At 58.8% G+C, this 13,752-nt stretch carries 16 protein-coding genes; 1 reads left to right on the top strand and 15 read right to left on the bottom strand.

Annotated elements, in window-relative coordinates:
- Nucleotides 1–6: 6 nt before the first annotated feature.
- The 15 genes from AC2FIM_RS09450 to AC2FIM_RS09380 form a co-directional block, all read right to left on the bottom strand.
- A complete protein-coding gene (locus AC2FIM_RS09450) occupies nt 7–228 on the bottom strand; it encodes a DUF5337 domain-containing protein (RefSeq protein ID WP_271950193.1) in 222 nt (73 codons plus the stop codon).
- Between the two features lie 32 nt (nt 229–260).
- A complete protein-coding gene (gene nuoE / locus AC2FIM_RS09445) occupies nt 261–1,361 on the bottom strand; it encodes an NADH-quinone oxidoreductase subunit NuoE (RefSeq protein ID WP_271950195.1) in 1,101 nt (366 codons plus the stop codon).
- A gap of 367 nt (nt 1,362–1,728) precedes the next feature.
- Nucleotides 1,729–2,952, bottom strand: a complete 1,224-nt coding sequence (locus tag AC2FIM_RS09440; protein ID WP_281994873.1) for an NADH-quinone oxidoreductase subunit D — start codon at nt 2,950–2,952, stop codon at nt 1,729–1,731.
- Entirely contained in the window at nt 2,952–3,083 is a 132-nt protein-coding gene (locus tag AC2FIM_RS09435) for a hypothetical protein (protein WP_281972810.1), read from the bottom strand. Before AC2FIM_RS09435 ends, AC2FIM_RS09440 begins: the two co-directional genes overlap by 1 nt.
- Before the next feature lies 1 nt (nt 3,084).
- Complete coding sequence (locus tag AC2FIM_RS09430; RefSeq protein ID WP_170433422.1) at nt 3,085–3,258, bottom strand: hypothetical protein; 174 nt, start codon at nt 3,256–3,258, stop codon at nt 3,085–3,087.
- Nucleotides 3,258–3,863, bottom strand: a complete 606-nt coding sequence (locus AC2FIM_RS09425; protein WP_271950203.1) for an NADH-quinone oxidoreductase subunit C — start codon at nt 3,861–3,863, stop codon at nt 3,258–3,260. The genes AC2FIM_RS09430 and AC2FIM_RS09425 overlap by 1 nt, the downstream gene beginning before the upstream one ends.
- Nucleotides 3,864–3,873: 10 nt before the next feature.
- Entirely contained in the window at nt 3,874–4,407 is a 534-nt protein-coding gene (locus tag AC2FIM_RS09420) for a NuoB/complex I 20 kDa subunit family protein (RefSeq protein ID WP_037307875.1), read from the bottom strand.
- Nucleotides 4,398–4,763, bottom strand: coding sequence for an NADH-quinone oxidoreductase subunit A (locus tag AC2FIM_RS09415; protein WP_142634899.1), 366 nt, complete (start codon nt 4,761–4,763; stop codon nt 4,398–4,400). The genes AC2FIM_RS09420 and AC2FIM_RS09415 overlap by 10 nt, the downstream gene beginning before the upstream one ends.
- Nucleotides 4,764–4,945: 182 nt before the next feature.
- Nucleotides 4,946–5,728 (bottom strand): crotonase/enoyl-CoA hydratase family protein, encoded by a 783-nt coding sequence (locus tag AC2FIM_RS09410; RefSeq protein ID WP_271950204.1) that lies wholly within the window; start codon nt 5,726–5,728, stop codon nt 4,946–4,948.
- Between the two features lie 3 nt (nt 5,729–5,731).
- Nucleotides 5,732–6,586 (bottom strand): hydroxymethylglutaryl-CoA lyase, encoded by an 855-nt coding sequence (locus AC2FIM_RS09405; protein WP_496731960.1) that lies wholly within the window; start codon nt 6,584–6,586, stop codon nt 5,732–5,734.
- 64 nt (nt 6,587–6,650) lie between these two features.
- Nucleotides 6,651–8,582, bottom strand: coding sequence for an acetyl/propionyl/methylcrotonyl-CoA carboxylase subunit alpha (locus AC2FIM_RS09400; RefSeq protein ID WP_142634905.1), 1,932 nt, complete (start codon nt 8,580–8,582; stop codon nt 6,651–6,653).
- A gap of 3 nt (nt 8,583–8,585) precedes the next feature.
- A complete protein-coding gene (locus AC2FIM_RS09395; protein WP_142634907.1) occupies nt 8,586–9,011 on the bottom strand; it encodes an ASCH domain-containing protein in 426 nt (141 codons plus the stop codon).
- A gap of 1 nt (nt 9,012) precedes the next feature.
- Entirely contained in the window at nt 9,013–10,617 is a 1,605-nt protein-coding gene (locus AC2FIM_RS09390; protein WP_496708077.1) for a carboxyl transferase domain-containing protein, read from the bottom strand.
- Between the two features lies 1 nt (nt 10,618).
- Entirely contained in the window at nt 10,619–11,425 is an 807-nt protein-coding gene (locus AC2FIM_RS09385) for an EcsC family protein (protein WP_496708078.1), read from the bottom strand.
- A 1-nt stretch (nt 11,426) separates the two neighbouring features.
- Nucleotides 11,427–12,959, bottom strand: a complete 1,533-nt coding sequence (locus AC2FIM_RS09380; RefSeq protein ID WP_271950210.1) for an AMP-binding protein — start codon at nt 12,957–12,959, stop codon at nt 11,427–11,429.
- Between the two features lie 136 nt (nt 12,960–13,095).
- On the opposite strand from AC2FIM_RS09380, the gene AC2FIM_RS09375 reads away from it, so the two are divergent.
- Nucleotides 13,096–13,701: an OmpW/AlkL family protein gene (locus AC2FIM_RS09375; protein ID WP_271950306.1), complete on the top strand. Its 606-nt coding sequence runs from the start codon at nt 13,096–13,098 to the stop codon at nt 13,699–13,701.
- Nucleotides 13,702–13,752: the final 51 nt, after the last annotated feature.

Genomic DNA, 13,752 nt, shown 5'->3' with positions numbered 1-13,752 from the left:
TTACCTTCAGCTGTCCTGACGCATGCGCCAGAGTTGAAAAATGTTGACGCCCGCATAGATGAACCCGGCCAGCGCGGCAAAATCAAACAGCAGCGCATAGCGTCCCGGCAGTTCCATCGCAGGGCCAATGAACATGGTCATGGCAAGCCAGATCAGCATGGTCACGGCGATGACCACTCCGATATGTCGACCCTTGCGGGCCATGGCCTGTTCCTTGTCCTTGTCCATCTTGTCCTAAATGCCCAGAGCGGGCACACATCCTAGTCTTCGTATGTACCGTCGTCCTTGGCCCGCTTGGCGAACTCGGTTTCTTCACCCGCCGCCAGCTTGGTGGCCTGATCAATCCAGCCGTCTCTCTCGATCCGGCCTTTGAACTTCAGCCGCGCATCAACCCAGGCAACCTGCTCAGGCGTCCATTTGGCGATCTGATCATAATGATAGAAGCCCAGCTCGTTCAGCGTCTTCTCAAGCTTAGGCCCGACACCTTTAAGCAGCTTCAGATCGTCCGACTTGCCGTCCCGCGCACCCGAAAGCGTATCGGGCTGGTCTTCTTTGACCGCCTTCGCTTCAGCCGCTTGTTTCACCGCAGGTTTGGCAGGTGCGGGGGCCTTGGGAGGTTTCGGAGCAGCCTTTGTCGCCGCTGCCTTGCCATCCTTGCCCAGCCATGGCGTAAGGATCGGAACCTCGGTCCCGTCGATGCGTTTGACGGTATCCCCCAGATCAGTCGCCAACTGAACGCTGGCATTATACTGGGTTCGGCCGCTGTCATATTCGGACAGGCTGGTCAGCCCCTTCAGAGGCTCTGCCGCATAGCGCCCGTTCTGAGGGCCCGGTGTCGGCACTTTGCCAGCGGCCAGATCGTCGATGATCTTGCCAAAACCCTCGGCGGTCAGGTCTTCGTAATAGTCCTTGCCGATCTGCGCCATCGGCGCGTTGGTGCAAGAGCCCAGGCATTCGACCTCTTCCCAGCTGAGCTTGCCATCCGCGGACAAAGCATGCGGCTTGGCGGCGATCTTGTCCTTGCAGACCGCAATCAAATCCTCGGCCCCGCAGATCATGCAGGACGTGGTCCCGCACACCTGAATATGCGCCACCGATCCAACCGGCTGCAGCTGGAACATGAAATAGAACGAGGCGACTTCGAGCACGCGGATATAGGCCATACCCAACATGTCAGCGACGGATTCAATCGCCGGACGGCTCAGCCAGCCCTCTTGTTCTTGCGCGCGCCACAGCAGCGGGATTACCGCACTGGCCTGACGGCCCTCGGGATACTTGGTGATCTGCGCTTCGGCCCATTGCCGGTTGGCAGCAGTGAAGGCAAAGCTATCGGGTTGTTCAGGATAGAGACGGCGGAGCATTAGTTCTTACTCTCCTGCACTGAATTCGGCTGATATTGACCTTCCGGCACAATCCCTTCGTACGCTCCATTTACCAAGGGCAAGCAAAGCAAGGAATTATTCCAAGGCCCGGAAACGTACACTGGGGTGCTTTCGTGCGATTTGGTTACCTCTTGCAGCCCAACTTGACAGAATGCGGCAACCTCTTCTTTTTGCACGATAACTAGCAAATCCATGCCAGTTGATCTTGGTGTCCCAACGGTCGAAACAATCTTAAAGCCCTCGGCCAGAAGATCATTTAAGTTGCCGTCGACGGCTTGGCCCGCCGAAAGCTCTGCCCCGCAAACCACGGACAAACCTATTGCGGCGAACGAATTGAAACACCGTCTCACCGATCAATCTCCCCAAACACAACGTCCATGGTGCCGATGATGGCTGCGACGTCCGCAAGTTGGTGACCTCCGGCGATGTGGTCCATGGCTTGCAGATGCAGGAATCCCGGCGCGCGCAGTTTGGCCCTGTAGGGCTTGTTGGTGCCATCGGCGACCAGATAGACGCCGAACTCACCTTTGGGGGCCTCGACGGCGGCATAGACCTCACCCGCGGGCACGTGGAAGCCTTCGGTGTACAGCTTGAAATGATGGATCAGGCTTTCCATCGAGGTCTTCATATCCGAGCGTTTGGGCGGGGTGATCTTGCCACGGGCCAGAACGTCTCCGGGGCATTCCCGGATTTTGGCGATGGCCTGACGGATGATGTGCAGTGATTGACGCATCTCTTCCATGCGGCAGAGATAACGGTCATAGCAGTCGCCGTTCTTGCCGACGGGGATCTGGAACTCGAATTCATCATAGCATTCATAGGGCTGCGCGCGACGCAGGTCCCAGGCCAGACCCGATCCGCGCACCATCACACCCGAAAAACCGTATTTCTGGATGTCGTCCTCGGTCACCACGCCAATATCGGCGTTGCGCTGTTTGAAGATGCGGTTTTCGGTCAGCAGACCATCAATGTCGTCGAGGATGGTGGGGAATTCGTGGCTCCACGTCTCGATATCGTCCAGCAGTTCCGGCGGCAGGTCCTGATGTACGCCGCCGGGGCGGAAATAGGCCGCGTGCAGACGGGCACCACAGGCGCGTTCATAGAACACCATCAGCTTTTCGCGCTCTTCAAACCCCCAGAGCGGCGGGGTCAGCGCCCCCACATCCATCGCCTGCGTGGTCACGTTCAGCAAGTGGTTCAGGATGCGCCCGATCTCGGAATACAGCACCCGGATCAGAGAACCTCGGCGCGGCACCTCGACCCCGGTCAGCTTTTCGATGGCCAGACACCAGGCATGTTCCTGGTTCATCGGCGCCACATAGTCCAGACGGTCGAAATACGGCAGGTTCTGCAGATACGTCCGGCTTTCCATTAGCTTTTCGGTGCCACGGTGCAGCAAACCGATGTGCGGGTCGCAACGCTCGACAATTTCGCCGTCCAGCTCAAGCACCAGACGCAAAACACCGTGCGCCGCAGGGTGTTGCGGGCCGAAGTTAATGTTGAAATTGCGGATCTTCTGTTCTCCGCTCAGCGCGTCCGTGCTGCCGTCATCATATCTTGAGCCGTCCATCAACGCCCCCGCCTATTCTTTTTCGCTTCGGCCCGAACCCGGACCTTTTCGGCCTCGGCCGCCTTGGCTGCAGCCCCCGCCAGAAGGACCCCCAGCGCACCCAGCACGATCAGTTCTCCCAGCATCATCATCTCAGCGGCGCTCCAGCTCTTGCAGTTTCAGCCCGACCCACCACAGCAACGCGATCGTGCCAAAAGGGATCAGACAGAGCAGGCACCAGTATTTGTTAATCCCGAAGAACGGCAAAATCTTCACCATCGGGATGATGGTCAGTGCAGATAGGATCAGCCACCAAATGCCACCCATTATTCGCTCTCCTGTTTCTCATCGCCGGGCAGGATGTAATTCGCACCCTCCCACGGAGACATGAAATCAAACTGACGGTATTCCTGCACCAGATTGACCGGCTCATAGACCACACGCTTTTGCGCCTCGTCATAACGGACCTCGGTATAGCCGGTGGTCGGGAAATCCTTGCGCAGCGGATAGCCACGAAAGCCATAGTCGGTCAGGATTCGCCGCAGATCAGGATGGCCCGAGAAAAGGATGCCGAACATATCGAACACCTCGCGCTCGAACCAGTTGGCCGAGGGGTGAACGTCGACAATCGACGGCACCATGTCATCCTCACGGATCGACACGCGCAGGCGGATACGCTGGTTCTGGTACATCGACAGGAAGTGATAGACCACATCGAACCGCTTGGCCCGCTCGGGATAGTCAACGGCTGTGATGTCCACCAGGGTCGAGAACTTGCAACTGGCATCGCCCTTCAGAAATTCGATAAATTCCACAAGGTTCGACGGGGCCACGTCCACGTTCAACTCATCATGGGTGACATCCCAGGACAGAACGCAATCGGTCCGTTTGAGTTCCAGCTGCGCGCCAAGTTCTTTGAGTGCTTCGCTCATTGCCCTCTCCTCAGCGTACAATGGTGCCAGTGCGGCGGATTTTGCGCTGCAGCTGCATCAGACCATACAACAGCGCCTCAGCCGTCGGAGGGCAACCGGGCACGTAGATATCGACCGGCACAATGCGGTCACAGCCGCGCACAACAGAATAGGAATAATGGTAATACCCGCCGCCGTTGGCGCAGGATCCCATCGAGATCACATAGCGCGGCTCGGGCATCTGGTCATAGACCTTACGCAGCGCAGGCGCCATTTTGTTGGTCAGCGTTCCGGCCACAATCATAACGTCTGACTGACGTGGGGACGCGCGTGGCGCGATACCGAACCGTTCTGCATCATAACGCGGCATCGAGGTGTGCATCATCTCAACTGCGCAACAGGCCAGCCCGAAGGTCATCCAGTGCAACGACCCGGTTCGGGCCCAGTTGATGATATCCTCCGTCGAGGTCAGCAGAAAGCCTTTGTCCTGCAGCTCGGCATTCAGGGCCTGGGTGGCGACTTCTTTGTCGACGCCGGCGGTGTTTGCACCCGTCATCACTCCCATTCCAGGGCCCCTTTCTTCCATTCATAGGCAAAGCCGATGGTCAGAACGCCCAGGAATACTATCATGGACCAGAAGCCCACATCGCTGATGTCCTTGAAACCGACGGCCCAGGGAAACAGGAACGCGATTTCCAGATCGAAGATGATGAAGAGAATCGAAACCAGGTAAAACCGGACGTCGAATTTCATGCGCGCATCGTCGAAGGCGTTGAACCCGCACTCGTATGCGCTGACCTTTTCCGGGTCGGGATTGCGGACGGCCAGCACCACAGCGGCAAGAATCAGGACGATTCCAAGGCCCGCAGCGACGACCAGAAACACCAGGATCGGGAGGTACTCCCGCAGCAGGTCTTCCACGAATAGCTCCTTTCCTGCGCGTGCCCAGTAGGGGAGCGCCGTCAATTAGCGTGTTGACTGGACATTCTCTATCCGCGCGGGGTCAGAGGGTCAACCAAACACAACCGCATGGCACCCTAATATTCCGTTTCATTCCAGCCGAACTTCGATCCGTGAAACGCCCAAACCGACAGAACGTAAACCTAACTATTCCATACAGGTTTTCGCTTGTCGAAGAATGCGCTGATTCCCTCATGCGCCTCGTCAGTTTCCCAGCGCGCAACCAGCGCCCGGATCGTTTGGTCGATAACGGGATCGTCAACACGCGGCCCCAGACTATGGACCAAGGCCTTGGCCGAGGCCACCGCACCAGGCGCACATGACAAATAGGGTTCAACCTCGGCCTCGACAGCGTCCGCCATATCTTCTGCTGATACCGTTTTTGCCAATAGGCCCAAATCGACGGCCTCGGCCGCGTCAAACAATCGGGCCGACATAAAGACCCGCCGCGCACGTGCCGCCCCCATCCGAGCGACAACATAGGGGCCGATGGTAGCCGGGATCAGACCCAGTCGCGTCTCGGTCAGGCCCATTTTTAGGGTCTCGACACCTATTGCCACGTCGCAGACGGCGGCAAGGCCCACACCGCCACCAAAGGCGTTGCCCTGTAACGCTCCGATCAGCGGTTTGGGCATCACATTCAACGCCTGCAACATCTCGGCCAGTTTGCGTGCTTCGACAAAGCGTGTCTGAGGATCCGCTGCCATCTGGTCCTGCATCCAGCCCAGATCCCCACCGGCACAAAAGCTTTTGCCTGCTCCGGTCAGAACGACTACGCGCACAGTGCCATCGCTGCCCAACTGCACCGCCGCTTGTGTCAGTTCCCGGATCATCTGCGCGGACATCGCATTATGCTTCTCCGGGCGGTTCAGCGTCAGGGTTGCAACGCCACGTGGATCAACCGTGACCGAGATCGTTTCTAACATCGCCTACTCCGCCCTCATGGCCAGTGCCATTTGTGCCGCTTGTTCCACGATCCCCAGATCAAGTCCCGTTTCGTATCCAAGACGCTCTAGATGCGCGACCACGGCTTCGGTGGCCACGTTCCCTGCGGCGCCGGGTGCATAGGGGCAACCGCCCAGCCCCCCGACTGCTGAGTCAAATGTCCGCACGCCCAGCGCCAATGCAGCGTCGATATTGTCGATGGCCCGACCATTGGTGTCGTGGAAATGTCCCGCCAAGCGGGTAACAGGCACCGTCTCACGCACCGCCAGAAGCATATGGGCGATAGTGTCCGGTGTTCCGTGCCCGATCGTATCTCCCAGCGATACCTCATAGCAACCCAGCGCAAATAGTGTGTCCGCAATCTCGGCCACCTTCTCGGGTGGGGTCGGACCATCATAGGGGCAGTCGGTCACGCAGGACACGTAACCGCGCACTGGCAGGTCAATATGGCGCGCAGCCTCTAGGATCGGTTTGAACCTCTCAATGGATTCGGCGATGGTCGCGTTGAGATTGGCCTTCGAGAACCCTTCCGAGGCAGATGCGAATACGGCAATCTCATCCGCTTTGGCAGACAAGGCGTCCTCGTACCCGCGCATATTTGGCGTCAGCGCCGCATAGCGCACCTTACCAACCCGCTGGATCCCGGCCAGAACATCGGCACTGCCAGCCATCTGGGGCACCCATTTCGGAGACACAAAACTGGCAACTTCGATCCGATTGAAGCCCGCCTTGCTCAGGCAATCGATCAGAGCGACCTTCTCGGCAACAGGAATTTCCCGCTGTTCGTTCTGCAGCCCATCACGTGGCCCTACTTCAAAAATGTCGACCCGTTCACCCATAGCTTTCGCCTCCCGTTATGCCGTGTTGTCCCGACTGTGCCACGTTGCGGCGCAGCGGGACAGATCATTCCTCCTCCAGCCGGACCAGCGCCGCGCCGGCCTCGACCTGAGCGCCCGTTTCGGCCAGCACCTCAGCGATCACGCCATCACGGGCAGCCAGCAAGGAATGTTCCATTTTCATCGCTTCCAGAATGGCCAGTCGATCACCTTCTGAAACGGCTTGCCCAACGGTGGCGAACATGGCCTTGACCAGACCGGGCATCGGCGCCTCGACCACATTCGTATCGCCCAAGGCGCTTGCATCGCGATCGAGCGGATCGACATGCTCAAACACTTGCCCATAGTCATCGAATACTGTGATTGTCGCACCAGCCAGTGCCACGGGCGGCATCGGGCGGTCATCAATGTACCAGCCTCCATTGCGCCGTTGCGCCAGAACCGTTGTGTCCTTGATCTGCCAGACCTGCCGGTCAGGTCCTTCGACCTGTACGTCTAGATCAATGACCTCGCTATCGCACTTCAACTGGACGGCCCGGTGCAGCGGCGCCCACAGGCTGAAACCCGTGTCGGGCCCGGTCTCGACCAGATCAAGCGCCGTCATGGCTGCTGCAACAATCAAGCGCGCGCCCGCATCAGAAGTTCGGACCAGCCCGTCGATATCCCGACCGATCAGCCCGGTATCGACATCGCCCGCCGCAAATCCAGGGTGCCGGGTCAGCGCGCCAAGAAACGAGAGATTCGTGACCGTCCCGGCAACCTCGGTCCGCCGCAGAACCCGGTGCAGGTTTTCCAGCGCCACCGCACGCGTCGGGCCATGCACCACGACCTTGGCAATCATCGGATCGTACCAGGGGCTGATTGTATCGCCGGACCGCACTCCGCTATCGGCGCGGCATTCCGCAGGAAAGCGCAGATGTGTCAGCGTACCTGTTGCGGGCAGAAACCCTTTGGGCACGTCCTCGGCGTAAAGCCGGGCTTCGAACGCATGCCCGTTGATCGTCAGGTCATCCTGCGTTTTTGGCAACGCCTCACCCGAAGCGACTCGCAACTGCCATTCGACCAGATCAACGCCGGTAATCGCCTCGGTCACGGGGTGTTCCACCTGCAAGCGCGTGTTCATCTCCATGAACCAGAACCGATCCGGGCGCAGCCCGTCCGATGCATCAACGATGAACTCAACCGTACCTGCGCCTTTGTAGCCAATCGCCTCGGCGGCCCGCACGCCCGCCTGCCCCATGGCCTCGCGCATTTCAGTTGTCATTCCAGGAGCCGGGGCCTCTTCGATCACTTTCTGGTGCCGCCGTTGCAGCGAACAATCGCGTTCGAACAAATGTACCGCTTGGGTGCCATCGCCGAACACCTGCACCTCGATATGCCGAGGCTTGGAAACGAATTTTTCGACCAGAACGGCATCGTTGCCAAAGGCGGTTTTCGCCTCTCCCCGCGCACTGTCTAGAGCCTCAGTAAAGTCTTCGGGGTGCTCTACCAGCCGCATCCCCTTGCCGCCGCCCCCAGCAACGGCCTTGATCAGCACTGGATAGCCGATGGTCTGGGCCGCGCCCGCCAGATGATCAGGGTCTTGGTTATCGCCGTGATAACCCGGAACCACGGGCACGCCCGCCAGCTCCATCAACACTTTTGCCGCGTCTTTGAGGCCCATCTTGCGGATCGCATCCGCCGAGGGCCCGATAAAGATCAGACCCGCAGCCTCAACCGCGTCAACGAAACCGGGGTTTTCAGACAGAAACCCATAGCCCGGATGAATCGCCTGCGCGCCCGTATCCAGCGCTGCCTGAATGATCACATCACCCTTTAAATAGCTGTCCGCCGGGGCCGCGCCACCGATATGCACCGCCTCATCCGCCATTTGCACATGCTTGGCCGAGGCGTCCGCGTCCGAGTACACTGCAACACAGGACACACCCATTTTCTGAGCCGTTTCCATCACCCGACAGGCAATCTCGCCTCGGTTAGCAATCAGGATTTTATTGAACATGGCTTATCCCTCAACCCCGAGATCTTCGACAAGTCGGAACCGCTCGCAGAGCAATTCCATCTCGGGATCAAACCCGCCGTTTCGCTCGAAATACCGGCGGTGATCTTCGCGCCATCCTTCAAGCGCCTCATTCTCGCCCTCGGCCAGCGCGAAATCCTCGGTCACATCGCAATATCGGCAGGTCGTTACCTCATTCGTTTCGATCACCAGCGCGGGACGACCATCCCAGTCCAAAGCGATATCGCGCCGCCCAACGACCGGAGTATCCGCACTGCCTTCGGGATAGTCTCGCAAAGCACCGCAGGTCGCTGTTTTCCTTCCTGCACGCACTAAGGCCAAAAGTTCTGCGCTCAACGTTGCGTTGTCACCAAACTTGAAAGTCTGAGCACCCGGATAGCGGGCCATGACATCATTCAAAGAAACGTTCATCTTACATCCTGAACACGCCGAAACGTGTCTCCTCAATCGGGGCATTCAGGGCGGCACTCAGCGACAAGGCCAGAACATCGCGACTTTTGCGCGGGTCGATGATGCCATCATCCCATAGGCGCGCCGAGGCATAGAGTGGGTGAGATTGTTCCTCGAACATATCCAATGTTGGGCGCTTGAATTCGATCTCTTCCTCAGCCGACCAGCTGCCACCCTGCCGCTCGATCCCGTCTCGTTTGACGGTGGCCAGCACGCCCGCCGCTTGCTCGCCCCCCATTACGGAAATACGCGAGTTCGGCCAAGTCCACAGGAACCTGGGCTGATAGGCCCGCCCCGCCATGCCATAGTTCCCGGCCCCGAACGAGCCCCCGACAAGCATGGTGATCTTGGGTACCGAAGTCGTAGCAACGGCTGTCACCATCTTTGCCCCGTGCCGCGCAATGCCTTCGTTTTCGTATTTGCGGCCCACCATAAAGCCGGTGATATTTTGCAGGAAGACCAGCGGGATTTTGCGTTGCGAACACAGCTCAACAAAATGCGCGCCCTTTTGGGCGGCCTCGGAAAACAGCACGCCGTTGTTGGCGATGATCCCAACCGGGCAGCCTTTGACATGGGCAAACCCAGCCACAAGCGTCTCACCAAAGCGCGGTTTGAATTCATCAAATCGCGAGCCATCGACGAGCCGAGCGATCACCTCGCGGATATCATAGGGCGTGCGCAGGTCGGCGGGAACAACGCCCAGAATTTCCTCGGGGTCATAAGCCGGGTCTTCGGGGCTGGCCCAATCCACGGTCTGCGGTTTGCGCAGGTTCAGAGATCCCACCGCCTGCCGCGCCAAGGCCAGCGCGTGGGCGTCGTCCTCAGCCAGGTAATCGGCCACGCCGGACAGACGGGTATGGACGTCGCCACCGCCCAGATCCTCGGCGCTGACAACCTCCCCGGTCGCGGCCTTGACCAAAGGCGGACCGGCCAGAAAGATCGTGCCCTGATCTTTGACGATGATCGTCACATCCGACATCGCGGGCACATAGGCCCCGCCCGCCGTACACGAACCCATGACCACCGCGATCTGAGGGATTCCTTTGGCACTCATTCGGGCCTGATTATAGAAGATGCGGCCGAAGTGGTCGCGGTCGGGAAAGACCTCATCCTGGTTGGGCAGGTTCGCCCCGCCGCTGTCGACCAGATAGATACAGGGGAGTTGGCTTTCCTCGGCAATCTCCTGCGCGCGCAGGTGTTTCTTGACCGACATCGGATAATAAGTGCCGCCCTTCACGGTGGCGTCGTTGCAAACCACCATGACCTCGCGCCCCTGCACCCGGCCAATGCCCGCAATCACACCAGCGCTTGGCGCGGCATCACCATACATCCCATGCGCCGCCGTCGCGCCGATTTCCAGAAACGGGGACCCCGGGTCCAGCAGGTTCGCAACCCGGCGCCGGGGCAGCATCTTGCCACGGGATTCATGCCGCGCGCGGGATTTTTCACCCCCGCCCAGACGGGCCGCTTCCGCAGCGGCAGAGATTTGCGCCAGCGCGTCGAGATGGGCCGCGCGGTTTGCTTTGAAACCCTCAGAGGCGGGCATGGCCTTGGATGTGAGCTTCATTCTATTCACCCTCATTCAAAGGAGCAGCAATTAGGTTCTGCTGCATAAGCCAACGCAATCTATATGCATAACGCGCTGCTCGATTCACATCGTTTTGGAAACTCGCGTTCACAGCAGCAGCAACTACTCCACCAACTATTGGAACGACTTGGGCAGCTTTACGCCCTATCAAGTTCGCGCCCATCTGTCTGGCTACTCGTTCGAAAACGGTGTCGGCCACCCAACGTCCGGCCCCATCCCAAAGAATTCTTGCTTTTGGTGAAGTCAACATTCGAGATAGTTGATTAACTTTCTCAAGGCTCTCTTCACGACTTTCTTCAGCCATAGATGTCGCCAAGTCCAAAACCATCAGGCGGAACGCTTTTTCATATTCGGAGTCTTCGTCGAAACCATAGGCGGCGGCGGTAGCGCGCACGTTTCTGGCAGCCAGAGTGATGGTCGTGGGCACGTCAGCTGCCATACCCGCTAAACCGAACCAACCGGCAAACCCACCGGAAACCGCGTTTTGTCCTGATGCCCAATACCCCACTGACGTTGCGGCATCCTCACAGGCTGGCAGGTCCATAAAATCGTGTGAAAATTGTTCGCTTGGGAGGGACAAAGCTGCCGCATCATCGGCAAGCTCAACGGAACTCCTCAGCCAATCAGCCGGAACAACGCTACTAACCGCTGAACCGAGTGGGCCAGTTATGCTTGAGAGTCCTTGCGCCAAGAACGATGCCCGTTCCTCTTCGTATTCACGACACTGCTTCATTGCCTCAGTGACGATGTCGACAATGTTCTTTTGTGAAATTATTTCTTTGCCCAACTTAAATCTCCCCACTCTTTTCAATGGCAGCCCGCGCCTTCAATTCCTTCCGGATCACTTTCCCCGTCACAGTCATCGGCAGTTCCTCCAGAAACGCCACCTCGCGCGGATAGGAATACTGCGCCAGACGATCCTTGACCCAATCCTGCAACTCTCGCTCCGCAACCGTGGCTCCCGGTTTCAACACGACATAGGCCTTCACAATCTCGGTCCGCAAAGGATCAGGTTTACCGACCACACCCACTGTCGCCACCGCCGGGTGGGTCAGTAGGCAATCTTCGATCTCGGCGGGGCCGATGCGATACCCGGCGGAAGTGATCACATCGTCATCGCGGCCAACAAAACGTAAGTACTCACCCTCCCACACGCCGCGATCTCCGGTTATCAGCCAATCGCCGCGGAACTTCTCGGCCGTGGCCTCAGGTCGGTTCCAGTATTCCAGCAGCATCGAGGCCGAGCCTTGGCGGATGGCCACGTCGCCCTCTTGATCTGTGGGCTGGCCATCCTGGTCGATCACTGCAACTTCATGCCCCGGAACCGGTTTACCGATGCAACCCGGGCGCACGGGAAAATCCTGAGCGCAGGAAGACACCACCATGTTGCATTCGGTCTGGCCGTAGAATTCGTTGATCGTCAGGCCGAACGCATGCTTCCCCCATTCCAACATCTCGGCACCCAGCGGCTCCCCTCCGGAAGCGACCGAGCGCAGACCGGGGATCGCCTGATCCGTGGCCTTGAGCATCCGCAATGCGGTAGGCGGAAAGAACACGTTCCGTACCCCGCCACGTGAGATCACATCCGCACAGGCCTCGGGGGTGAATTTCTCGAGCCGGGCCGCGACCACCGGAATGCCCAGCGCCAGCCCTGGCATCAACACATCGAACAACCCGCCAATCCATGCCCAGTCGGCGGGCGTCCACAGAAAGTCACCTTCGCGCAGATGGTTGTGGCTGATCGAGACCCCCGGCAAATGGCCGGTCAAAACCCGATGCCCATGCAGCGCGCCTTTGGGGCTGCCGGTTGTGCCGGAAGTATAGATCAGAACTGCCGGATCCTCGGGGCCGGTATCCGCAAAGGGCACCGGATCATCAGACGGAGCTATCTGATCGACCCGAACCGGTACGGCCAAATCCCCCAGCAGTGCAGCACCCTCTGCGTCTGTCAACACCAGTTGCGCCCCTGCATCCGCGACACGCGAGGCCAGCGCGTCATGTTTGAACAATTTAAACAAAGGCACCGAAATCGCGCCGATCTTCCAGATCGCAAGATGCGCCGCCGCGCAGCCGGGTGACTGACTGAGCAGTACTCCAACGCGATCCCCAGGCCGCACCCGATCGAGCAAGGCGTGTGCGATGTCATCGGCCAAGCGTCCAAGTTGTGCAAACGAGACGACCTTGCCCTCACCCCCGGTCAGGTCGATGATCGCCGTCTGCTCTGGGGGTTGTTCCAAGCATTGCCGCGCCATGTTCAACCGGTCCGGCAGGTCCCAGCCCCCACCCTGATGCAAACCAGGTATGCCTTCAGCGGGACACATTACCGAAACCCTTTGTTTTTCTGGGTTTTTCCTGAATCGAGCCACCAAAGACGGTCACGGGAATTTGATGCAGATCAGAGTCGGCGGGCTTTGCTTCATGCAAAACCCGGTCATCAACAAATCCAAAGGCCGTAAAATGACCAAGAAACTCGCCGCTTTGACCCTTTCGACCGCGCTCGTCGCGTTTGCTGCGCCCGTTTTCGCCCAAAATCAGGGCGACTGGACCGTTGGTGTCGGTGTCGGCTATCTCGACCCGAAATCCGACAATGGATCCCTCGCCGGGCTGGATGCAGATGTCGATTCCGACACACGCCCGATCTTTACTGCCGAGTATTTCGTTCGGGATAATCTGGGTATCGAGCTGCTGGCCGCCACACCGTTCAGCCATGAGGTCACACTGGGTGGCAGCCTCGACGCAGGGACCGTCAAACACCTGCCGCCCACACTGTCGCTGAACTATCACTTCCCGACCAACTCGGTCTGGAAACCCTATGTCGGTGCGGGTATCAATTATACCATCTTCTTCGACGAAAAATCGGCCCTGGGTGATCTCGAGCTCGACAACTCGGTCGGCCTCGCACTGCAGGCCGGTCTGGACTATATGGTCACCGAAAAAGGCGCTGTTCGTCTGAACGTTCGCTGGTTCGATATCGACTCGGACGTCAAACTGAACGGCACCGATATCGGCACCGCTGAAATCGATCCTTGGCTGGTCGGCGTATCCTACGTTCACCGCTTCTGATCCTTTACACAGAACGCCCTGCCGTTACCTCGTCGGCGGGGCGTTTTTTTG

It is taken from the genome of Ruegeria sp. CDSC052, from assembly GCF_059610685.1.
Note: the sequence above shows the minus strand (reverse complement) of the source record. Positions and strands in the feature narration are given on the sequence as shown.

Excerpts from the sequence above, each read along its gene's own strand:
- AC2FIM_RS09450 (WP_271950193.1), bottom strand. The coding sequence starts at position 228 with ATGGACAAGGACAAGGAACAGGCCATGGCCCGCAAGGGTCGACATATC.
- AC2FIM_RS09410 (WP_271950204.1), bottom strand. The coding sequence starts at position 5,728 with ATGTTAGAAACGATCTCGGTCACGGTTGATCCACGTGGCGTTGCAACC.
- AC2FIM_RS09435 (WP_281972810.1), bottom strand. The coding sequence starts at position 3,083 with ATGATGATGCTGGGAGAACTGATCGTGCTGGGTGCGCTGGGGGTCCTT.
- AC2FIM_RS09395 (WP_142634907.1), bottom strand. The coding sequence starts at position 9,011 with ATGAACGTTTCTTTGAATGATGTCATGGCCCGCTATCCGGGTGCTCAG.
- AC2FIM_RS09380 (WP_271950210.1), bottom strand. The coding sequence starts at position 12,959 with ATGTGTCCCGCTGAAGGCATACCTGGTTTGCATCAGGGTGGGGGCTGG.
- AC2FIM_RS09425 (WP_271950203.1), bottom strand. The coding sequence starts at position 3,863 with ATGAGCGAAGCACTCAAAGAACTTGGCGCGCAGCTGGAACTCAAACGG.
- AC2FIM_RS09420 (WP_037307875.1), bottom strand. The coding sequence starts at position 4,407 with ATGGGAGTGATGACGGGTGCAAACACCGCCGGCGTCGACAAAGAAGTC.
- AC2FIM_RS09390 (WP_496708077.1), bottom strand. The coding sequence starts at position 10,617 with ATGAAGCTCACATCCAAGGCCATGCCCGCCTCTGAGGGTTTCAAAGCA.
- AC2FIM_RS09405 (WP_496731960.1), bottom strand. The coding sequence starts at position 6,586 with ATGGGTGAACGGGTCGACATTTTTGAAGTAGGGCCACGTGATGGGCTG.
- nuoE (WP_271950195.1), bottom strand. The coding sequence starts at position 1,361 with ATGCTCCGCCGTCTCTATCCTGAACAACCCGATAGCTTTGCCTTCACT.
- AC2FIM_RS09440 (WP_281994873.1), bottom strand. The coding sequence starts at position 2,952 with ATGGACGGCTCAAGATATGATGACGGCAGCACGGACGCGCTGAGCGGA.
- AC2FIM_RS09430 (WP_170433422.1), bottom strand. The coding sequence starts at position 3,258 with ATGGGTGGCATTTGGTGGCTGATCCTATCTGCACTGACCATCATCCCG.
- AC2FIM_RS09375 (WP_271950306.1), top strand. The coding sequence starts at position 13,096 with ATGACCAAGAAACTCGCCGCTTTGACCCTTTCGACCGCGCTCGTCGCG.
- AC2FIM_RS09400 (WP_142634905.1), bottom strand. The coding sequence starts at position 8,582 with ATGTTCAATAAAATCCTGATTGCTAACCGAGGCGAGATTGCCTGTCGG.